The organism is Actinomycetota bacterium, assembly GCA_030682655.1.
In the GTDB taxonomy this organism is placed as follows: Bacteria; Actinomycetota; Coriobacteriia; order Anaerosomatales; family JAUXNU01; genus JAUXNU01.
In genome coordinates this window covers 19,683-40,246 of the sequence record JAUXNU010000200.1, presented here as the reverse complement: position 1 = coordinate 40,246, position 20,564 = coordinate 19,683, and the positions used below count along the sequence as shown (strand labels likewise).

Sequence of the window (20,564 nt, the reverse complement as noted above, 5' to 3'; positions counted from 1 at the left end):
GACGCCCAGCTCTTCGAGGCCGCGAATGTGCATGTCGATCTTGCGAGACCCGATGTTGCAGCCTCCGGGCATGGCGACTCTTGCCTGGCCGAGTCGTGCCACAAGCGGGCCAAGGACCGCGATCGACGCCCTCATGCGCGCCACCATCTCGTAGGGTGCCTCGAACGAGGTCAGCTCTGTCGCGTCGATGTCCAGCGCATGATCGTGACGTGTGACTGGCACGCCGAGTCCGGCAAGCACATCGGACATCGTATCGACATCGCTGATGTCGGGAACGTTGGAGATATGCGACACGCCCTCGGCCAGCAGCGCCGCCGCCATGAGTTTGAGCGCCGAGTTCTTGGCGCCCTCGACGGTGACCTCGCCGGCAAGACGACTTCCGCCGCGAATGATGATCGAAGATGACATGGGGTGCTGCCGATCCCTTCGCCATAGCCAACCGCTCACATGGTACCCGAGAACGACCCACGCTAGCGTGGAACCCGGCTCAGAGACAACACGGCGAGCGGCATCGTAACCGAATGGTAGCGACGTGAGAGAGAAGGGCGGCCCCTCTCGGAGTGGCTCTACTCGGGAACGTTCGTGCGCTGCTTCAGCTCTTGCGCTTGTCAGCCACCGTCAGCTGGGCCTCGCACCACTTCAGCTCGAGTTCGCACTCGTTCACCTCAGCGGCGCTCGCATCACGCGACAACTCCTTCAGCCGCGCCTGCGCGAGTTCAGCACCCTTGCGGACACGTTCGATATCGATCTGCGAAGAAGCCGCCGCGTGATCGGCCAGGATGATGACCTTGTCCTCGTGTACCTGGATGTAGCCGCCCGCGATGGCGAACCACTCGACCTCGTCGTTGTCGCGTCGCACCCGGATCTCGCCCGGCTTCAGCGCACTCACGAGTGGTGCGTGTAGCGGCAGGATTCCGACCTCGCCGTCGACCGTCGGTGCAACCACCATCGCGACTTCGTTGGTGTACACGATGCGCTCCGGCGTGATGATCTCGCATATGAGAGTGCGTCCCATGGATCGTTGCTCCTTACGCGGTGGCCTTGAGCTGCTCGGCAGCCTCAAGAACCTCGTCGATCCCGCCCTTGTAGCGGAACGCCTGCTCGGGAAGATCGTCGCACTCACCCTTGGCGATCATGTCGAACCCGCGGATCGTGTCCTCGAGCTTGACGTACTTGCCCGCCATGCCGGTGAACTGCTCGGCTACGAAGAACGGCTGCGACAGGAACTGCTGCATCTTGCGCGCACGTGACACGGTGAGCTTATCCTCCTCGGACAGCTCGTCCATGCCGAGGATGGCGATGATGTCTTGCAGGTCCTTGTAGCGCTGGAGGATCGCCTGGGTCTCGCGCGCCACGCGGTAGTGCTCCTCGCCGACGACGTCCGCGGAAAGCGCGCGGGAAGTGCTGGCGAGCGGGTCAACGGCCGGGTAGATGCCTAGCTCGGCGATTCCACGCGACAGAACCGAGGTGGCGTCGAGGTGCGTGAACGCCGTAGCCGGGGCCGGGTCGGTCAGGTCGTCGGCGGGGACGTAGATGGCCTGCACCGACGTGATCGAACCGGTCTTGGTGCTTGTGATTCGCTCCTGCAAGTCGCCCATCTCGGTGGCCAGCGTTGGCTGGTATCCAACCGCCGACGGCATGCGGCCAAGGAGCGCCGAGACCTCGGAGCCCGCCTGGGTGAAGCGGAAGATGTTGTCCACGAACAGCAGCACGTCCTGGCCCTGGTCGCGGAAGTACTCTGCAGCGGTCAGACCCGCCAGGCCGACACGCAGACGCGCTCCGGGAGGCTCGTTCATCTGGCCGTAGATCAGCGCGGTCTTCTCGATGACCCCTGACTCCTTCATCTCAAGCCAGAGGTCGGTGCCTTCACGCGTGCGCTCGCCGACGCCGGTGAACACCGAAGTGCCGCCGTGCTGCATGGCGAGGTTGTTGATGAGCTCCATGATGATGACGGTCTTGCCGACGCCCGCGCCGCCAAAGAGACCCGTCTTGCCGCCCTTGATGTAGGGCTCCAGGAGATCGACTACCTTGATGCCTGTCTCAAAGATCTCGGTGCGGGGCTCCAGCTCTTCGTACGCCGGAGCCGGGCGATGTATCGGGTAGAAGTCCTCGACCTCGGGCATGGGCAGGCCGTCGACGGGCTCGCCCATGACGTTCCAGATCCGCCCGAGAGTCGAAGGCCCGACCGGCATCTGCATGGGGGCACCGGTATCGGCGACCTCCATCCCACGGGTCAGTCCGTCGGTCGAGCTCATGGCGACCGCTCGAACCTGGTTGTTGGGAAGGTGCTGCTGCACCTCCGCGATGGTCTTGAGATGCCCGACCGGCGTTTCAACATCGATCTTGAGCGCCGTGTAGATCGCCGGGATGGCGTCCGGGGCAAACTCGGCATCGATGACCGGTCCGACGATCCTGACGATTCGTCCGACATTCATGTGGATTTCCTTCGTTTCAGTGGCTGCCATCTAGTCCTCCAGAGCCGCGGCGCCGCCCACGATCTCGGCGATCTCCTGTGTGATCGCTGCCTGACGGGCGCGGTTGTAGCTGCGGGTCAGAGTGGTGATCATCTCGGAGGCGTTGTCGGTAGCTGACTTCATCGCCTTTCGGCGGGCTCCGTGTTCTGAGGCCGCGGACTCCATGAGCGCGCGGTAGATGAGCGTTTCGACGTAGGTCGGCAGAAGCAGCTCGAGCACCGTCTCGGCGTCGGGCTCGAACTGGTACTCCGCATTGACCTTGGCTGCGGCGGCGTCCTCGGCAGCCTCGGTCATGACGCGACGCTCGATCGGCAGGAGTTGGTGGATCTCCGGCCTCTGTTCGGCGACGTTCTTGAAGCGGTTGAAGGCGATGTAGACCGCGTCGATCTCCTCGGCGGCGTAGGCCGGGATGATGTGGCTCGCAATCGACTTGGCGTCGGCGAACGTCGGCTTGTCGGAGATATCGCGGTATGCAGCGAGTGGCTTGACTCCCCGGTATCGGAAGTAGCTGCCCGCCTTCTTGCCCACGGCTATGATGTCGACCTGAGCGCCGGCCGCGGTCTCCTCGGTCATCAGCGACTCGGTGAGCCGGATGATGTTGGAGTTCAGCGCACCGGCAAGTCCGCGATCCGATGTCACCGAGATGACGACGATGCGCTCTCGCTTGCCATGCTCGGCCAGCAGCGGGTGCGGTACACCGATGGCGAAGCGGGCGACATTGCCCAGAACCTCCATCATCGAGAGCGCGTAGGGTCGTGCCGCCTCGATGCGCTCCTGCGCCTTCTTGATCTTGGCCGTCGAGACCATCTCCATGGTGCGCGTGATCTGACGCGTGCTCTGCGTACTGTCGATCCGCTGCTTGATGTCTCTCAGGTTCGGCATCCAGCTACTCCTCGACCGCGAACTGTGCCTTGAACTCCTCGATAGCCGTGGAGAGCTTCTCGACGGTCTCGTCGGAGATGACCTTCTCCTCGGCGATTGTCTTGCCGATCTCGGGATAGGCATTGCCGACGAACGAGAGGAGGCCGTCGCGGAACGCCTGGACTCTGTCCGGAGCAATGTCGTCGAGGAAGCCCTTCGTTCCGGCGAAGATCGCCATGATCTGGCTTTCGACCGGCATCGGCGTGTAGCGACCCTGCTTGAGCAGCTCGACAAGGCGTGCGCCACGGTTGAGCGTTGCCTGCGTGGACTTGTCGAGGTCGGAGCCGAACTGCGCGAATGCGGCGAGCGAGCGGTAGTTCGCGAGGTCAAGCCGGAGCGAACCGGCGACCTGCTTCATCGCCTTGACCTGGGCGTTGCCGCCGACACGCGATACCGAGATGCCGACGTTGATGGCCGGGCGAACTCCCTGGAAGAACAGGTCGGTCTGCAGGAAGATCTGGCCGTCGGTGATCGAGATGACGTTCGTCGGGATGTAGGCGGAGACATCGCCGGCCTGCGTCTCGATGACCGGCAAGGCCGTAAGCGAACCGGCCCCGTTCTCATCGGACAGCTTGACCGCACGCTCGAGCAGACGGCTGTGCAGGTAGAAGACGTCGCCCGGGTACGCTTCACGGCCCGGAGGGCGGCGGAGCGTGAGCGACATCTGGCGGTAGGCGACGGCCTGCTTGGAGAGGTCGTCGTAGACGCACAGAACCGCGCGACCTGGGTTGTCCTTGCTCGCGGGCTGCCCGTTGTCGCCGTTGTACATGAAGTACTCGCCGATCGCGGCGCCCGACATCGGCGCAAGGTACTGCATCGGCGCCGGGTCGGACGCGTTGGCCGCCACTACGATCGTGTAGTCCATCGCACCGTGCTCGGCAAGGGTCTCTACCACGCCGGCGACCGTGGAGGCCTTCTGGCCGATCGCGACGTAGATGCAGATGACGTCCTTGCCCTTCTGGTTGATGATGGTGTCGATCGCGACCGCCGTCTTGCCGGTCTGGCGATCGCCGATGATCAGCTCGCGCTGACCGCGACCGATCGGGATCATCGAGTCGATGGCTACGATGCCGGTCTGCATGGGCTCGTGGACCGGCTGGCGTTCGACAACGCCGGGTGCCCTGAACTCGACCGGGCGAATGCCCTCTGCCGCAATTGGCCCCTTGCCGTCGAGCGGCTGGCCGAGCGGGTCAACGATGCGGCCAAGCATGGCCCTGCCCGATGGCACCTCTACGACGCGACCCGTCGTACGCACCGAGTCGTTCTCCTTGACACTGGTGACCCCGCCCAGAAGGACGGCGCCGACCTCGTTCTCGTCGAGGTTGAGTGCCATTCCGAAGATGGTCTCGCCACCTTCGGCCACGAACTCAAGCAGCTCGCCGGCCATCGCGCCACGTAGACCATCGATGCGGGCGATGCCGTCGCCGATCTGCATGACCGTGCCGACCTCGCGCATGTCGACCTCGGGCTCGAAACCTTCGAGCTGTGCCTTCAGTACGTCGTGAATCGCACTGGCAGTGATCTCTGCCACCTATGCCTCACCTCCCTGCGAAGACGTCGCAAGCGCGGCACGCATCGCGTCGAGCTGAGCCGAGAGGCTCCCGTCGAGCACGCGACCGGCAACGTTGATGCGGATACCGCCCACTATCGAGGCGTCGACCTTCTCGCGAAGCGAGACGGGACGCCCGAGTGTGGCGGTCAGTTTCTGGACCAGTGACGCACGGGTCTCATCGGCCATGGTGACGGCAGTGGTCACCTCGGCGACCACGATGCCACGCTCGGCCTCGGCGATGGCGCCGAATGCCGCGAGCATGCCACCAAGCGAGGCCACCAGGCCGCGCTCTACCATAGCCGACGCGACTGCAACCGCTTCGGGCGACTCGACACCGGCGAACAGCTCGCACATGATGTCACGCTTCTTGTCTGCCGGGATGGTCGAATCGGCCAGCGTGTCGCGCAGCTGGACACTGCCTCGAACCGTCTCCGCAATCGTGCGGAGAGCGGCGTCGGCAGCGTCGACCGCGTTGGCAGCGTTCGCGAGGTCGAAGAGGGCCCGCCCGTAGGTCCCTGTGATCTCGCTAGTTGTCATTCAGGCCGCCCACCTCTGCGACGTAGCGGTCGATGAGCTTCGCGTGGTCAGCGGCGGAGAGCTTCTCGCCGATGAGCTTGCCTGCAACGGCGACCGTGAGATCGGCGACTGATGCCTGCAACTCGGCCACGGCGGCCTTCTTCTCCGACTGAATCGCCTCGCGAGCCTTCGCGACGATGCCTGCGGCCTCTTCGTTGGCCTTGGCGATGATCTCTTCCTTCATCGACTCGGCCACCTTGCGGCCCTGGTCGATGACCTTGCTCGCGTCTCCGCGGGCCTCGGCCATCTGCTGCTTGTACTCATCGAGCAGCCGCTCGGCCTCGACCTTGGTCTGCTCGGCACGCTCGAGGGACTCGATGATGGTCGCGGCGCGCTTGTCGAGCATCGCCAGAATCGGCGGAAGCGCGAACTTGTAGAGCACGAAGAACAAGATGAGAAACGCAACCCACGTCGGCCAGATGTCGGCCGGGTTCGGGTAAACCGCCCCCAGCTTCGACGCAAGACCGCCCGACGCCTCAGAAGTCGCCGCGGCCTCGCTGGCCAGCAGTATCGGTGTAAACACGGTTGACTACCTCCTCTTTCGGCAGGTCCGGCCCTCTAGAGCAGGAACGTCAGGACGAAGCCGAGGAGAGCGAGAGCCTCGGTGAACGCGATGGCGATGAACATCGTGGTCTGGATACGACCGGCCATCTCGGGCTGGCGCGCCATGGCCTCAAGTGCCTTGCCGCCGACGATACCGATGCCGATGCCCGGGCCGATTGCTGCGAGGCCGTACGCGAGACCCTTGCCAATGGCGGTGAGGGAACCTTCCACTGCAAATCCTCCTTAAGTCACAAACCCGTGGGCCTTACGAACAACTTGACCGGCACGAGGGCCGGAAACTGACCAGGTCTAGTGCTCCGACGCGTGGACCGAACTCTGGATGTACACGGCCGTGAGAATCGTGAACACGTACGCCTGGATGAAGGCGACGAACACCTCGAAGGCGTACATGAGAATCAGGAAGAGAAGTGACACGAGCCCGACGACCCCGCCGCCGACCGAGAAACTCAGCTCGGGGACGAACGCCGGCAGGAACAGCGCCACGAACGCGGCGAACACGCCGAGGATGATGTGACCGGCGTACATGTTGGCGAAGAGTCGGACGGCCAACGTGAGCGGCCGCACGAGAAACGTCGAGATGAACTCGAGCAGGAAGATGTAGGCCCCGAGCACGAGCCGCCCGGCAAGCGGCATCTCGCGCACGCCGGACGGAATCAGGCTCTTGAAGTACCCGATGAAGCCGTTCTTCGTGATGCCGACCCACACGAACACGAGCCAGGAGATCAAGGCGAGGGCAACCGTGCCGCCTATGCTTCCGGCGAACGACTTGCCGCCCGGGATGAGTCCGTAGAAGTTCGACATGAGAATCAGGAAGAAGAAGGTGGCAAGGAAGGCGGTGTACTTGGGGCCGTCCTTCTGGCCGATGACATCGACGGCCATATCGCGAATGAACTCGACACCTGCTTCGATGATCCCGGTGAACCGGCCCGCGGGCTTCAAAGACACGCGACGAGCCGCGATGGTGAACATCAAGACCACGGTCACCAGGGCGATGATCCCCCAGAACGTGTAGTTGGTCAGCGTAAGGGGGCTGCTGACAGTCCCGTGCATGTCGTTGTAGGGCAGTACCGACAGCTCGTGGACAAGCTCCGTGATCTTGTCAGGCAGCAGGTCCATTGGGTTCACTCGACTACCTACCTCCTATCCCGGGGCCCGAACGGGGGCGCAAATAGCGATGCAAGCCCCCGAAGCGAACCAACTCCACCATGTACAGGGCCAAGAACCCGGCCGCGAAAGCAAGCGCGAACGGGAGGAATCCAGAGTCGGCGAAGCGGTCGTAGGCGTAGAGAACCGCGACGGCTAGCCCGAGCCTTAGGAATAGAGAAATGGCTGCAACCACGAGTCCGCGGAACGGATCCTCGGCGGTGATACCGCGGAAGCTGGCGCGAGAGATGAGAAGCAAGACGACGCCGAATCCGAGCCCCAGAACAACCGCCACGACTGGCTGCTCGAGAACCGTTCGGACGCTACCTAGGATTTCGGAAGTCAGTGCCCTACCCCTTGAATCGCAACCGCCGGAACCGGGTGCTCTCGACCCGCCCGACTGCGCACGCAAGGGCTTGTGACTCCATGCACACGTGAGAGCGCGCGCAACGAAGACGGTGAATCCGACCGGGGGGTTCGGAAAGCGGCCTAATCGTACCTGAACGGTCTTTCTCCGACAAGGCGTTCCGCGACGCGACTAGAGCTCGTCGGTCAACTCGCCCTCGTGATGATGCGCCGCCTCGTAGAGGCCGAGCCAGTACGCCATGAACGCGGTCAGACTCGCCAGAACGAGGAAGGACACCCACTTGATCAGCGAAGGCGCCCACCTTAGCGCGTACCCGCCAAGCGCGAGGGCGGAAGACCAAGCGTAGATGATGAGAACCGTCTGGCGCTGGTCGAACCCGCGACCAAGGAGCCGGTGGTGTATGTGCCCCCGGTCCCCCTCCTGGATGGGCTGGTTGTGCCTCACGCGTCTCACGATCGCCGACGCGGTGTCGAATATGGGCACGCCAATGATGAGTAGCGGAACCGCCAGGGCAATCGCTGCGGTCGTCTTCATCACGCCGAGAAGCGAGATGGTGGCCAAGGAGAAGCCAAGGAACATGGCGCCCGAGTCACCCATGAAGATCGAAGCAGGGTGAAAGTTGTACCGCAAGAAACCGACACACGCACCGATGAGCGCCGCAGCGATAGCCGCCGCTTCCAGGTGGTTGCCCTGGGCCGCGAGCACCATGAAGCTGAATGCGGCGATCGCCGACACACCGGCCGCAAGGCCGTCAAGGCCGTCAATCAAGTTGATGACGTTGGTGAAGCCGACGATGTAGACGAGCGTGACCGGAATGCCGATGAGGCCGAGCGCCACAAGTCCTCCCGGACTGCCAACGTAGTCGATACGCAGGCCGGAGCCGATCACCACCGATGCGGCGGCGAGCTGCCCGATGAACTTCAGTCCCGGGCCCAGGGTGAACAGGTCGTCGATCACGCCAACGACGAAGATGATTCCCAATCCGGCGAGCACTCCGTAGATCTCGCGACCGGTTGTCGTGAGCATGCCGCCCCATCCCAACCAACTCTCTCCTGCCGCCTGAAGCGCAACGGCGGAAAGGAAGCCCGCAAACATCGCAACGCCGCCCAGTCGGGGAATGGCCTCCGTGTGAACCTTGCGGCCCCCCGGCGTGTCGAGAAGTCCCTGGCGCCGGCTGAGCCCGCGGACCACAGGGGTCAGGACCCACGTCACGGCGAGGGCGACTGCGATCAAGGCTCCGTAGTGCATCACGCTCACGAGGAAGCGACCTCGCCATCCACCCCGGCTGGAGCGACACACCGCGTGAGGACACCCGCCTCCGCAAGCAGTTCCTCGGCAAGGGGGTCGGGATAGGAGTCCCTGTACGCTATGCCGGTGATGCCCGCATTCAGCAGGATCTTCGCGCAAAGGACGCAGGGCTGGTGAGTGCAATAGACGGCCGCGCCATCGATCGCTATCCCGTGCTTGGCCGCCTGGATGACCGCATTCTGCTCTGCATGGATACCGCGGCACAGCTCGTGGTTGGAGCCGGACCGGATGTTGCGTTGTTCGCGCAGACACCCTACCTGCTCACAATGCGCCAGCCCGGCTGGAGTGCCGTTGTACCCGGTTGCGAGTATCCTCTTGTCCTTCACGAGTACGGCGCCTGTGTGACGACGCAAACAGGTAGAGCGCCCGGAAACCTGTACGGCGATGTTCATGAAGTACTCGTCCCATGACGGTCGCGGCATTTGTATCCTTTCGAGTGCGGGACGGCCCGCTACTTCGTGCCGAAGAGGCGATCGCCCGCGTCGCCGAGCCCGGGCACGATATACCCGTGCTCGTTCAGGTGGCTATCAACCGCACACGCGTAGATGTTGACGTCATCGCAGCAGTTCACGACCGCTTCGATGCCCTCCGGCGCTGCGATGAGCACGAGGAGGTTGATCACCCTGGCGCCGCGCTCACGCAGGAACTGGACGGCGGCGGCGGCAGAACCACCTGTCGCAAGCATGGGATCGACGATGAGGATGTCTCGCTCGCCGATGTCCTCGGGCAACTTGCAGTAGTACTCGACCGGTTCGAGCGTCTCGGGGTCACGGTACAGGCCGATGTGACCGACTTTGGCGGCCGGGATGAGTTCAAGAATGCCGTCGACCATGCCAAGACCCGCACGCAGGATCGGGATGACGGCCACCTTCTTGCCGGCCAGCACGTAGGTGGTCGTGTCGATGATCGGCGTCGTGACGATGGACTCGGCCAACTGGAAATCACGGGTCGCCTCGTAGGCCATGAGCATGGCGAGCTCCTTCACGAGCTCGCGGAACTCCTTGGCTCCGGTGTTGATGTCCCTGAGGATAGACAGCTTGTGCTGGATCAGGGGATGGTCCATCACCGTCACATTGGGATATGTGTTCCCGTCCATGCGCACGCCCCTCCTCTGCACCAGTCTCTAGAACCCGGGATAGAGCGGGTGCGCCTCGAGCATCCCCGCTGCATCAGCCTTGATCTGTGCGAGCCGACCCTCGTCCTCGCGGTTGAGGATCGCGTCTGCGACGAGGCAGCCGACCGTGTGTGCCTCGCCCTCGGTGAAGCCCCTCGTCGTCATCGCAGCACTGCCGATCCGGATACCGCTTGTCACGAACGGGCTCTCCGGGTCGTTCGGGATAGCGTTCTTGTTGACGGTGAAGCCGACCTCTTCCAGGAGGCGCTCGGCATCCTTGCCGGTGATGGAGGCTGGGCGGAGGTCCACGAGCATGAGGTGGTTGTCGGTGCCGTCGGAGACCAGCCGCAGCCCACACTCGACCATTGCGGCCCCCATCGCCTTCGCATTGACTACGACCTGATCGATGTACGTCTTGAACTCAGGCTGCATGGCCTCCCTGAACGCCACGGCCATCGCAGCGATGGTGTGCTCGAGAGGGCCGCCTTGCAGCCCGGGAAAGACCGCCTTGTCAATGGCGGCTGCATGCTTCTGCTTGCAGAGGATGAAGCCGGAGCGGGGACCGCGCAGCGTCTTGTGCGAAGTCGAGGTGACAACGTCGGCCCACGGCACCGGGGACGGGTGCGCCCCGGTGGCCACCAGACCCGCGATGTGCGCCATGTCCACCATCAGAATCGCCCCGACGCTCCCAGCGATTGCCGCGAAGCGCTCGAAGTCGATCGTGCGCGGGTATGCGCTTGCGCCCGCGAGAATCATCTTGGGCCTGTGCTCCTTGGCCAGACGCTCGACCTCGTCGTAGTCGATCGTCTCGGTCTCCATGTCGAGTCCATAGGGCACACCGTTGAACCACTTGCCGGAGAAGTTGGCAGGTGAGCCGTGCGTGAGGTGCCCGCCCATCGCAAGGCTCATGCCAAGGAAGGTGTCGCCGGGGTCCAGGAACGCGTAGTAAGCTGCGATGTTCGCCTGCGCGCCCGCGTGTGGCTGAACGTTGGCGTATTCGGCGCCGAAGAGCTCCTTGGCGCGTTCCCGGGCAAGGTTCTCGACGATATCGACCTGTTCGCAGCCACCGTAGTAGCGCTTGCCCGGCAGGCCCTCAGCGTACTTGTTGGTGAGCACCGTGCCCGCAGCTTCGAGCACCGCAGGAGAGACGAAGTTCTCACTCGCAATCAGCTCAATGGTCCCCCGCTGGCGCGCGAGCTCCGCGTCGATAGCCGCCGCGATCTCCGGGTCCTGGCCCGGGATGTACTTCAGCGTCATGCCGTCGTGCTCCCCTTCACTCGTGCCGCTCGAGCGCGGCGATCTTGTCCACTCGTGCCTGGTGCCGCCCGCCCTCGAACTCGGTGTCGAAGAACGCGTCGAGTATCTCCTCGGCAAGCTGCTGTGAGATGTAGCGCCCGCCTAGTGTGACGACGTTCGCGTCATTGTGTAGTCGCATCATCTTCGCGAGTTCCGCGTCAGTGACCATTGCGGCGCGCACGCCCGACACCTTGTTGGCGGCTATCGCCATGCCGATTCCAGACCCGCAGATGAGCACGCCGCGATCCGCACGGCCCTCGCTCACCGCACGGGCAACCTGCTCGGCGAAATCCGGGTAGTCAGCCGAATCCTCGGTATCGGCTCCGACGTCGGTGACCTCATCCCCCCGGCGCTCAAGATAGGGCTTGAGCGCTTCCTTCATCGCAAACCCGGCGTGGTCACTGCCAAGGAAGACGCGCATGCGATGTCATGCCTCTCAGGTCATCTGTCGGACGGTTCGGCGGTGGCACCCGTACGGGCCGCCACCGCCGATTGTACCAGTCTCACCCGTACGTTGCGGAGCCTACGAACCGCCGATCACGGCCGACATGATCGCGTCGGTCGGAATGGCACCCTCGCGGATGACCTTGGGTTCGCCGGAAGTGCAGTCGACTACCGTCGAGGCCTGCCGATGGGCTGTCTCGCCACCGTCGAGCGCCACGTCTGCGGCTGCAATGATGCGCTCCTCCACCTCGGTGAAATCCCCGGGCGCCGGCCGACCGCTCGTGTTCGCGGACGTGGCGATGATCGGGCCGCCCGAAGCCTGGATGAGCTCCATGACCACCTCGTGGTCTGGGCTGCGCAGTGCCACCGTTCCGTCATCGGCACGGAAGTCCTTGCCCACGCGATCGGACGCCTTGACGACCAGCGTCAGCGCTCCGGGCCAGAACGCCTTCGCCAGATTGTGTGCGAATTCAGGCACTTCGACCCCGAAGATGTCGAGTGCGTTCTCGTTCTCTACCAGCCAGGGCAGCGGCTTCTCGAGAGGCCGTACTTTGATGTCGAATATCTCCTGCGGACCGAAACACGAATGCGCGGATGCGCCGATGCCGTACACCGTCTCTGTCGGAAAAACAACAATCCCGCCGTCCCGTAGTACATTGGCGGCGAGATTTATGACCTCCGCGGATGGCTTCTCCGGGTCAATGTGGAACACCTTGCTCATGGTGACCGCCTCCATTTCTGGCGCCTGCCCTGGCCTCCCGAACCTTAGCGGAGACACCCGGCCGCAACTCGCGACCGTCCCGCCAGGTCCTCTACGGTTCTACAATGTTCATACCACGCCTGCATCTCGATTACAGCATCCGAGACCCTTGTTTCGTCAAGCTCCATGAAAAGCCCATGCCCCGGGACAAGCCATTCCCGGGCATCCGACATGATTCTCCGCGCGAGATCGAGTCCGTCCGGCCCGCCGTCCAGAGCTAGCGATGGCTCATAGCCGAGAATCTCGGCAGGTAGTTCGGGCAGGTCAGCGGTCGGTACGTACGGCGGATTCGCTACCACGGCGTCGATCTGACCCACGAGATCGCGCGGCAGCGGCGCGAAGAGATCGCCCTCATACACGGTCACCCGGTCGGCGATGCCAAGCCGCCCGGCATTGTCCCGGGCCACCTCGACCGCCACAGGAGAGAGATCCGTGGCGACGACACGGGCATCCGGGCGCTCATGGGCGATCGAGCACGCCGCGCACCCTGAGCCCGTGCACAGATCCACGACAACGGGTGAGTCGATCGACGCGATGGCAACGAGGACCTGCTCCACCAGGATCTCCGTCTCAGGCCGCGGGATGAAGACGCCGGGACGGACACGCACCACGATGTGGCGGAACGGCATCTCGCCGGTGACGTACTGCAGCGGGGCGCCGGCCCCGCGCGCCTTGACACCTTCGCGCAAGTTCGCCCGTTCCACCTCGCCAAGCGGACGATCGTGGTACGCATATAGCTCGATACGAGAAAGTCCGGTCGCCGAGGAGAGTAGCCACTCCGCAGATAGCCGCGGTTGCTCGATACCCTTGCGCTCAAGGTAGTCGACGGTCCAGCCGAGCGCGTCGCGTACCGACCAGACGCGCGTGGTCACGCTACACCACCGCCGCGAGGCGCTCCGCGCGGTCGGCAGCGGCGAGGCCCTCGATGAGGTCGCCTATGTCGCCCATCAGGATCGCCGGCAGATTGTGTACCGTCAGCCCGACACGGTGGTCGGTGACGCGGTCCTGGGGGAAGTTGTAGGTCCGGATCTTCTCAGAGCGATCGCCGGACCCGATCTGACTGCGCCGCTCTGCGCCGAGCTCCGTCTGCTGCTTCTCGAGCTCGAGCTCGTACAAGCGGGCGCGCAGAACGCGCATCGCGTTCTCCTTGTTCTGGAGCTGCGACTTCTGATTCTGTGACTGCACCACCAGTCCGGTCGGCAGGTGGGTGATGCGAACTGCCGAGTCGGTCGTGTTCACCGACTGTCCGCCAGGCCCGCTGGACCGGAAGACATCGATTCGCAGGTCGTTCTGACTGATGTCTATCTCGACGTCCTCCGCCTCCGGAAGCACCGCCACGGTCGCGGTCGACGTGTGAATCCGCCCACCCGACTCGGTCGTAGGGACGCGCTGGACACGGTGGACGCCCGACTCGAACTTCATCTTCGAGTAGACATTCTTGCCCTTCATCATGAACGACACGTCCTTGAACCCGCCGATCTCGGTCTCGCTCGCATCGATCTCTTCGACCTTCCAGCGCTGCGTCTCCGCATAGCGCGTGTACATTCGATAAAGGTCTCCGGCAAACAACCCGGCCTCATCGCCCCCTGCACCTGCGCGGATCTCGATGATGACGTTCTTGTCGTCGTTCGGGTCCTTCGGCAACATCATGACCTTGAGCCCCTCTTCGAGCGCCTCGACCTGCCCCCCGAGGTCGTGCAGTTCCTCTTTCGCAAGCTCCTTCATGTCCGGATCAGTCTCGAACTTGAGCATCTCCTGCGCATCGGCAATACCGTCGAGCACGCTGAAGTACTCGGCGATCTTGTTCGCAAGCGGAGTCATGGCCGAATGCTCCTTGGCCAGGCGCGCGTACTCCTTCTGGTCGCCAAGGACGGCCGGGTCACCGAGGCGCTCGGCTAGTTCGCCGTACCCGTCGAGAATGCTCTGCAACTTGTCACGCATGGCTTATCAGGGATCCCTTACTCACGTCGAAACGCTCTCCAACCTCGGGCAGGCAACATGACATTCTAGCATCGGGAAACTCGGGACCGTGCGCCGGCGAGGCTACTCGCCTGTCCCGGAGTCGACGGCCATCTTCGCGCCACGCCAGAAGCTTCGGCTCGCAAGCAGCAGACCGGTCGCGATGGTCGTGTACAGCGCACCAAGCCACATGTGCGGAATGGCAGTGAGCCTCAAAGCGTGTCCGCCCGCCATCATCGTCAGAACGAGCAGCCATGACCTCCAGGACAGGAATCCGCCCGCGCAAGCTCCGCGCCCGCGCTCGAGAATCCGCTCGACAGCCTTCGTCGCCACCGGATCGAGCAGGTAGCGCGCCTTCAGCTCGCCGAGGATGAGTGCCGCGGTGAACAAAGGGAGCGCAAGTGTGTTTCCCAGAAGCCAGTCCATTCCGCGTATGCCAAGGATGAGTCCGGCGGTCGTCCACAGGAGCGCAGCGAGTACAAGCTGCACGCGAGCGCTCGTCCGCGGCTTCCATCTGTTCAACCGCCCGTCGACGGGGTCGGGTGAGGCCGCAGAGGGTGTTGTGGTCTGGAGTCGTCTGCTCATCGGGGTAGGCTCAAGCAAACCGCGCGCCTACAACGTCTCAGCGAGAACTGCGTCGAGACTAGGCCCGTCGTTGGGTGAGTCATCGGCCTGGGCGATTTCCTCGGCAGGTATGATTCCTGCCTCGCGTTGCTCGCGGGCGATCACCGGCTTGACGGCGGCTATCGCCACCTCGACCATGTCGTCCGTCGGCTCGCGCGTGGTCATCTTCTGTAGCATCAGGCCCGGCCACAGTATGACCTTCACGACCGGCTGGTCCGCTCGGCTGCCCGCCCACTTGATGACCTCGTAGGCCAGCCCGGCTATCAGTGGCATCAACACGATGCGCACGGCGATCGCCAGCCCCAGCACCGAGAGTCTGTTGTCGAGTCCCCAGCCCGCAGCCATCGTCTTGACCGGAACGAGTGAGAAGACTGCAATGGCGATGACCATAACCATGAGCAGGAACGACGTCCCACACCGCACGTGCATGGTTTCGTATCGCTGAATGAGCTCGGGCTCAAGATCAAGACCGTGCTCGTAGGCATGAATCGTCTTGTGCTCGGCTCCGTGATACGCGAAGACCCGCTGGATATCGCGCATGCGGCTCACCAGCCAGATGTAGGCGAAGAAGAACACCACCCGCATGAGGCCGTCCACGATGTTCCAGGTAATCGGCTTGTCTGTGGCCTGACCCACCACGAAGTTGGTGAGCACAGCGGGGGCAACCACGAACAGCAGCACCGCCAGTCCCACCCCGAGCACCATGGTGAGCGCGATCTCCTTGCTGGAGAGCTGCTCCTCCTCGGTCTCGCCCGCGAAACCCGCGGAGATGCCGAAGGCCTGCATCGCAAGCACGATAGTCTCGTAGAGCCCGATGATTCCGCGGATGACAGGCTTGCCCAGGTAGGGCCGCCGGCTAACGGCTGTCTTCAGATCGTGCTCCTCGATGTGGAGGTCGCCATCGGGCTTGCGTACGGCGATCGCCCAGTTGTACTTCCCGCGCATCATCACGCCCTCGAGGACCGCCTGCCCCCCGATATGCGTGTGCTGAACGCGCGCGACAGGCGCCACAGAGCTGTTCGGGTCAGTCACGTTTCGGCACCCTTTCGTAGGGGTCTCCACAAGTCATCGATCCTTCGCGACAAGGGCCACGCCGGCATGATGCTCCGGCATCCATGAAGACATAGGGAGCGGTCGGCTCGGCGAGCGCAACCATGGCAAGCGCAAGGTCGCGAATCTCCCACTGCGCCCGCTTGCAGCACCTGAGCTCGAAGAAGTGCAGCAATTCGCGCACATTCATCGTGACGACGATCTTGGTCTCCATCGCGTTCGGGAGAAGGTAGCGCGCGTCTTCCGCCGCCACACCCGCATCGATCAACGCACGGTAGGCCGCGAAAGCAGCCGTCGTCGCGGCGTGGTACGCCTCGAGAGCGTCGGGATTCCCGGCGATGTCAGGAGGCACGATGAAGCACGGTTCCTCGGCGTAGCTCACGTAGCGCTGTGACTGCTGGTTGTAGCTGGCCAGGCGGTGCCTGACGAGCTGGTGGGTGAGCGCGCGGGACACGCCGTCGATGGCGAAGGTGTAGGTAGCATGCTCGAGTGCGGAGAGGTGTCCCGATCCAAGGATGGTGCACAGTACTTTGCGGACGGCGTCGTCGGAGAGCCCTTCCATGAGCTCGGCAGCACCCACCGACGCATAGCACAGCCGTGCGGCGACGGCGATCGCACGCTCAGGCTCAGGCGTATGGAAGAGCAGTCGGACGTCCATGCACGGTGCCTCTCGGAGAATCCGGCGGGCAGGTCCACCGCCTGAATGCAGAGGGAGGCGAGTCTCCTCGCCTCCCCATGATAGCAGTGAGATGCGTCCGCTCGACGCTACTCGGCAGCCTCTTCGGCAGCCTCTTCGGCAACCTCTTCGGCAACCGGCTCATCGGTAGCTTCGACGGCCTCTGCTGCGGGCTCGTCGACAGCGTCTGCGACTGGTTCGTCGGTGGCCTCGGCTACAACCTCTGCGGCCGACGCCTCAGTGGCCTCCGCCTTGCGCACGCGGGGCTGTGCGGACTCGAACCGTGCGGCGCGGGTGGCCTTGTCGGCCTCCTTGGCCTCGCGGACTCGGCGAGCCTCCTCGGCGGCTTCCTCGGCGGCCTTCACGCGGGCGTCGCGCACGGCGGCTTCCTTCTCGAGCGTCGCCGTGGCGGCGTTGCCGAACTTGTCGGCGAATCGCTGCACGCGACCACCGGTGTCGACGAACTTCTGCTTGCCGGTGTAGAACGGGTGGCACTTCGAGCAGAGCTCGATGTGCAGCTCGGAGTTGGTGGAGCGGGTCTTGAACTTCTCCCCGCAGGAGCACGTCACCGTCGACTCCACGTAGTCCGGATGGATTCCTTCACGCACTATGGTTCACCTCTTCAACAGGCGCGCCTGGTTTCCGACCAGGCGCTTCGAGAACAGCCGGAGTAGGATAGCACGCGCCACTGACCGCTTCAACAGCGTACTACCCGCCAAGGACCGCCAGGGAACCACAGCGATTCGCGGCTCCAGGCATGCGGGGTCGCGACCTACAGATCGATACCGTTGCGCTTCTCCCCGGCCTTCTTGGCCATCTTGGTAAGGAAGAGTTGGTTGGAGTCGGTCTGCTTGAGTCCCTTGATAAGCATGTCGATCGCACGATCCGGCGAATCGACACCGTGGAGGACTCGGCGAAGGCCCCACACGAACGGCGCTTCCATCGGGTCGAGCAGCAGCTCCTCCTTGCGTGTGCCGCTGACGACAACGTCGATCGCAGGGAAGATGCGGCGATCGGCCATGGAGCGGTTGAGACGCAGCTCCATGTTACCGGGGCCCTTGAACTCCTCGAAGATGACCTCGTCCATCTTCGAACCGGTCTCTACGAGCGCAGTGGCAAGGATCGTGAGCGAACCGCCGTGCTCGATATTGCGCGCCGCGCCGAAGAAGCGCTTGGGCGGGTAGAGCGCAGTCGAATCGACACCGCCGGAGAGGATGCGGCCGGAGGCGGGCGTGGCGAGGTTGTAGGCGCGTGCGAGTCGCGTGATCGAGTCGAGCAGGATCAGTACGTCGTATCCGCTCTCCACGAGGCGCTTGGCCCGCTCCATCACGAGCTCGGAGACCGCGACATGGTTCTCGCTCGGCATGTCGAAGGTGGACGACACGACCTCGCCGTGGATCGAGCGCTCCATGTCTGTGACTTCCTCTGGCCGCTCGTCGACGAGCAGGCACATGAGGTAGACCTCGGGGTTGTTCGCGCTGATGGCGGCCGCGATGTCCTTGAGCACTGTTGTCTTGCCGGCCTTCGGCGGGGACACGATCAGCCCGCGCTGACCCTTCCCGATCGGGGCGACGAGGTCGATGATGCGCGCCGTCATGAACTGCGGGCCATGCTCGAGTCGGAATCGCTCGTCGGGGTAGACCGGCGTGAGATCGCGGAAGCTCTCGCGATTGCGCGCAGACTCCGGAGGCAGGCCGTTGATGGTGTCTACGCGCAGTAGCGCGGAGTACTTCTCGTTGTCCTTGGGCGGACGAACCTGGCCCTTGACCATGTCACCTCGGCGAAGCTCGAACTTGCGGGTCTGCGACATAGAGCAGTAGACGTCGTTGTCACCAGGCAGGTAGCCGCTCGTCCGAATGAACCCGTAGCCTTCGGGCAGGATGTCGAGAATGCCCTGGATCTCGATGAACCCCTCGGCTTTGACCTTCGCCTCGAGGACCGCTTCGATCAGCTCGTCCTTCTTCTTGAGAGCCTTGGCGTCGATTCCGAGTTCGGTGGCCATGGTACGGAGTTCGACGACTGTCTTGGCCTCCAGGTCCGTCCGGCTGATTGACGGCGCCACGGGCTCCTGCTGGCTTCCGCCACCTCCGCGACGGCCACGCTTGCGGGGACGTGCACTCATGAGTTCTTGACCTTCTCCCAATCGGCGAGGAACGATTCCAGCCCGCGATCCGTCAGCGGGTGTTTGATGCACTTCTCCAGTACTCCAAAGGGCACGGTGGCGATATCGGCGCCGATGAGCGCCGCCTGCAGCACGTGTTCTGCATGACGCACCGAGGCCGCGATAACCTCGACCGAATGGCCGAAGTCGTAGTTGCCCAGCGCCGCGACGACATTGGCGAGGTGCTCGATCCCGTCCTCGGAGATGTCGTCGAACCGGCCAACGAAGGGAGAGACGAACGCGGCACCAGAACGCGCCGCGAGCAGTGCCTGCGGAACAGTGAAGCACAGGGTCATGTTCACATTGATGCCCTTCTCGAACAGAGTCCGAGTCGCGGCAAGGCCTTCGGGCATCGTCGGAACCTTGACGACCACGTTGGGGTGCAAGGCAGCGAGCTCCACGCCCTCGGCGACTATCTGGTCACGCTTCAGCGAGACTGTCTCGGCGGACACAGGTCCGTCAACGATCTCGCATATGCGTGTGATGTGACTGTGGAAGTCGGCGAGTCTGCCGCCCTCGCGTGCGTACAGCGTCGGGTTCGTAGTGACGCCGGCTAGCACGCCCCACGACGCGGCCTCCTCGATCTCGGCGATGTTTGCAGTGTCCAAGAAGAACTTCACGTGCACCCTTTCCCTTCTCCCGCCGCTTCCCCGTGACGGGCGACGCTCTACTCGTCGGGCGCTATGGCCTCGTTGACGATGTGCTCCAGCACGTCCGCCACGGTCAGGTCGAGCTGATGGCTCGCGATGACCGGGATTCCGTGCTCCCGTGCCAGGTCGACGATGTAGTGCCCGAGCGTGCGGATATTTCCGAAGTTCGCGCGATACCGCTCAAAGGGCCGCATCCCATCCGTCTGAACCTCACGGATGTAGAAGTGGCTTCTGTGCGCGTCTTCATCGTCGACGGTGATGACAAGCTGCACGACCCGGGCACCCTCGAACTTGCTGGCCTCGATGTATCCGGGAACGAGATGGACGCCCTCGATAACGAGACTGTCCCCCTCGAGAACCGACCGTTCTATCAGCGCTTCCACCCCGGTCGTCACGACGGCAGTCTGCTCGCGAAATCCGACGATAACGGGATTGGCACCGTGCGGTACCGGGATGCGCAGGCCTCGCCACGCTTTGAACGCGCTTTCGTGAATCGCGGGCATGAGGTCCCTGGTAAAGATACCACGCATGACCTCACGAATGGAATCCGTCGATACGATTCGCGTGATACCCAGCCGGTGGGCAACCTCCGTCGCGATCGTTGACTTGCCCACACCGGTCGTTCCGCCGATCATCACGACGAGGGGTTTGTCGAGCTTGCTCAGCTCGTACAGGCGCATGTAGCGACGGGCATAGTCGCCCCCGGCCATGCGCTCGAGATAGTCGCAGGAGAGCTGCCTGAGGCGAGCAACGGTAATGGATAGCTCATCGCGCTCGCGCAGTTCGTCTTGGATTCGCGTGGCGATGACGTACGCCCGACTCGGCGGGAGCCCGGTCGCCATGAACGACTGGGCCAGCAGCCCCTTCGAGAACGGAAGCCCGTGCTTGCGGTCGCTCAGGGTGATCGTCCTGTGTTCTGGCACAC

At 63.7% G+C, this 20,564-nt stretch carries 24 protein-coding genes and 1 pseudogene; all 25 read right to left on the bottom strand.

Annotated features, from left to right (window positions below; all coding sequences use genetic code 11):
* Positions 1 to 408, bottom strand: a 408-nt coding sequence (locus tag Q8K99_13270; protein ID MDP2183525.1) for a UDP-N-acetylglucosamine 1-carboxyvinyltransferase, incomplete at its 3' end; no start/stop codon positions are given.
* Between the two features lie 184 nt (positions 409 to 592).
* On the bottom strand, positions 593 to 1,015 hold the full coding sequence (atpC, locus tag Q8K99_13265) for an ATP synthase F1 subunit epsilon (protein MDP2183524.1): 423 nt from the start codon (positions 1,013 to 1,015) through the stop codon (positions 593 to 595).
* A 13-nt stretch (positions 1,016 to 1,028) separates the two neighbouring features.
* The gene (gene atpD, locus Q8K99_13260; protein MDP2183523.1) at positions 1,029 to 2,465 is read right to left on the bottom strand and encodes a F0F1 ATP synthase subunit beta; all 1,437 of its coding nucleotides are present in this window, start codon (positions 2,463 to 2,465) and stop codon (positions 1,029 to 1,031) included.
* A complete protein-coding gene (locus Q8K99_13255) occupies positions 2,466 to 3,356 on the bottom strand; it encodes a F0F1 ATP synthase subunit gamma (protein ID MDP2183522.1) in 891 nt (296 codons plus the stop codon).
* Positions 3,357 to 3,360: 4 nt separating this feature from the next.
* Positions 3,361 to 4,926 (bottom strand): F0F1 ATP synthase subunit alpha, encoded by a 1,566-nt coding sequence (atpA, locus tag Q8K99_13250; protein ID MDP2183521.1) that lies wholly within the window; start codon positions 4,924 to 4,926, stop codon positions 3,361 to 3,363.
* Complete coding sequence (atpH, locus tag Q8K99_13245; GenBank protein MDP2183520.1) at positions 4,927 to 5,484, bottom strand: ATP synthase F1 subunit delta; 558 nt, start codon at positions 5,482 to 5,484, stop codon at positions 4,927 to 4,929.
* The gene (atpF, locus tag Q8K99_13240; protein ID MDP2183519.1) at positions 5,474 to 6,046 is read right to left on the bottom strand and encodes a F0F1 ATP synthase subunit B; all 573 of its coding nucleotides are present in this window, start codon (positions 6,044 to 6,046) and stop codon (positions 5,474 to 5,476) included. The genes atpH and atpF overlap by 11 nt, the downstream gene beginning before the upstream one ends.
* Positions 6,047 to 6,081: 35 nt before the next feature.
* Positions 6,082 to 6,297 carry a F0F1 ATP synthase subunit C gene (gene atpE, locus Q8K99_13235; GenBank protein MDP2183518.1) on the bottom strand — a complete coding sequence of 72 codons (216 nt, stop codon included), beginning with the start codon at positions 6,295 to 6,297 and terminating at the stop codon, positions 6,082 to 6,084.
* A gap of 78 nt (positions 6,298 to 6,375) precedes the next feature.
* The gene (gene atpB, locus Q8K99_13230) at positions 6,376 to 7,203 is read right to left on the bottom strand and encodes a F0F1 ATP synthase subunit A (GenBank protein MDP2183517.1); all 828 of its coding nucleotides are present in this window, start codon (positions 7,201 to 7,203) and stop codon (positions 6,376 to 6,378) included.
* A 13-nt stretch (positions 7,204 to 7,216) separates the two neighbouring features.
* Entirely contained in the window at positions 7,217 to 7,525 is a 309-nt protein-coding gene (locus Q8K99_13225; GenBank protein ID MDP2183516.1) for a hypothetical protein, read from the bottom strand.
* A 243-nt stretch (positions 7,526 to 7,768) separates the two neighbouring features.
* Positions 7,769 to 8,845 carry an MraY family glycosyltransferase gene (locus Q8K99_13220; GenBank protein MDP2183515.1) on the bottom strand — a complete coding sequence of 359 codons (1,077 nt, stop codon included), beginning with the start codon at positions 8,843 to 8,845 and terminating at the stop codon, positions 7,769 to 7,771.
* A 5-nt stretch (positions 8,846 to 8,850) separates the two neighbouring features.
* The gene (locus Q8K99_13215) at positions 8,851 to 9,327 is read right to left on the bottom strand and encodes a cytidine/deoxycytidylate deaminase family protein (protein MDP2183514.1); all 477 of its coding nucleotides are present in this window, start codon (positions 9,325 to 9,327) and stop codon (positions 8,851 to 8,853) included.
* Between the two features lie 29 nt (positions 9,328 to 9,356).
* A complete protein-coding gene (gene upp, locus Q8K99_13210) occupies positions 9,357 to 10,001 on the bottom strand; it encodes a uracil phosphoribosyltransferase (protein MDP2183513.1) in 645 nt (214 codons plus the stop codon).
* Between the two features lie 27 nt (positions 10,002 to 10,028).
* Positions 10,029 to 11,276, bottom strand: coding sequence for a serine hydroxymethyltransferase (gene glyA, locus Q8K99_13205; protein ID MDP2183512.1), 1,248 nt, complete (start codon positions 11,274 to 11,276; stop codon positions 10,029 to 10,031).
* Positions 11,277 to 11,292: 16 nt separating this feature from the next.
* The gene (gene rpiB, locus Q8K99_13200) at positions 11,293 to 11,736 is read right to left on the bottom strand and encodes a ribose 5-phosphate isomerase B (protein ID MDP2183511.1); all 444 of its coding nucleotides are present in this window, start codon (positions 11,734 to 11,736) and stop codon (positions 11,293 to 11,295) included.
* A gap of 102 nt (positions 11,737 to 11,838) precedes the next feature.
* Positions 11,839 to 12,480 carry an L-threonylcarbamoyladenylate synthase gene (locus Q8K99_13195; GenBank protein MDP2183510.1) on the bottom strand — a complete coding sequence of 214 codons (642 nt, stop codon included), beginning with the start codon at positions 12,478 to 12,480 and terminating at the stop codon, positions 11,839 to 11,841.
* 44 nt (positions 12,481 to 12,524) lie between these two features.
* Positions 12,525 to 13,391, bottom strand: coding sequence for a peptide chain release factor N(5)-glutamine methyltransferase (prmC, locus tag Q8K99_13190; GenBank protein ID MDP2183509.1), 867 nt, complete (start codon positions 13,389 to 13,391; stop codon positions 12,525 to 12,527).
* 1 nt (position 13,392) lies between these two features.
* On the bottom strand, positions 13,393 to 14,460 hold the full coding sequence (gene prfA, locus Q8K99_13185) for a peptide chain release factor 1 (protein MDP2183508.1): 1,068 nt from the start codon (positions 14,458 to 14,460) through the stop codon (positions 13,393 to 13,395).
* 102 nt (positions 14,461 to 14,562) lie between these two features.
* Positions 14,563 to 14,967, bottom strand: coding sequence for a hypothetical protein (locus tag Q8K99_13180; GenBank protein MDP2183507.1), 405 nt, complete (start codon positions 14,965 to 14,967; stop codon positions 14,563 to 14,565).
* A gap of 123 nt (positions 14,968 to 15,090) precedes the next feature.
* The gene (locus Q8K99_13175; GenBank protein MDP2183506.1) at positions 15,091 to 16,134 is read right to left on the bottom strand and encodes a DUF1385 domain-containing protein; all 1,044 of its coding nucleotides are present in this window, start codon (positions 16,132 to 16,134) and stop codon (positions 15,091 to 15,093) included.
* Positions 16,127 to 16,810 (bottom strand): FAD-dependent thymidylate synthase, encoded by a 684-nt coding sequence (gene thyX / locus Q8K99_13170; protein MDP2183505.1) that lies wholly within the window; start codon positions 16,808 to 16,810, stop codon positions 16,127 to 16,129. Before thyX ends, Q8K99_13175 begins: the two co-directional genes overlap by 8 nt.
* A 107-nt stretch (positions 16,811 to 16,917) precedes the next feature.
* Positions 16,918 to 17,436, bottom strand: a complete 519-nt coding sequence (gene rpmE / locus Q8K99_13165; GenBank protein ID MDP2183504.1) for a 50S ribosomal protein L31 — start codon at positions 17,434 to 17,436, stop codon at positions 16,918 to 16,920.
* Positions 17,437 to 17,600: 164 nt separating this feature from the next.
* A pseudogene (gene rho / locus Q8K99_13160) lies at positions 17,601 to 18,890 on the bottom strand (transcription termination factor Rho).
* A 56-nt stretch (positions 18,891 to 18,946) separates the two neighbouring features.
* Positions 18,947 to 19,609: a fructose-6-phosphate aldolase gene (gene fsa / locus Q8K99_13155; GenBank protein ID MDP2183503.1), complete on the bottom strand. Its 663-nt coding sequence runs from the start codon at positions 19,607 to 19,609 to the stop codon at positions 18,947 to 18,949.
* A gap of 47 nt (positions 19,610 to 19,656) precedes the next feature.
* A complete protein-coding gene (locus Q8K99_13150; GenBank protein ID MDP2183502.1) occupies positions 19,657 to 20,562 on the bottom strand; it encodes a 2-phosphoglycerate kinase in 906 nt (301 codons plus the stop codon).
* Positions 20,563 to 20,564 lie beyond the last annotated feature (2 nt).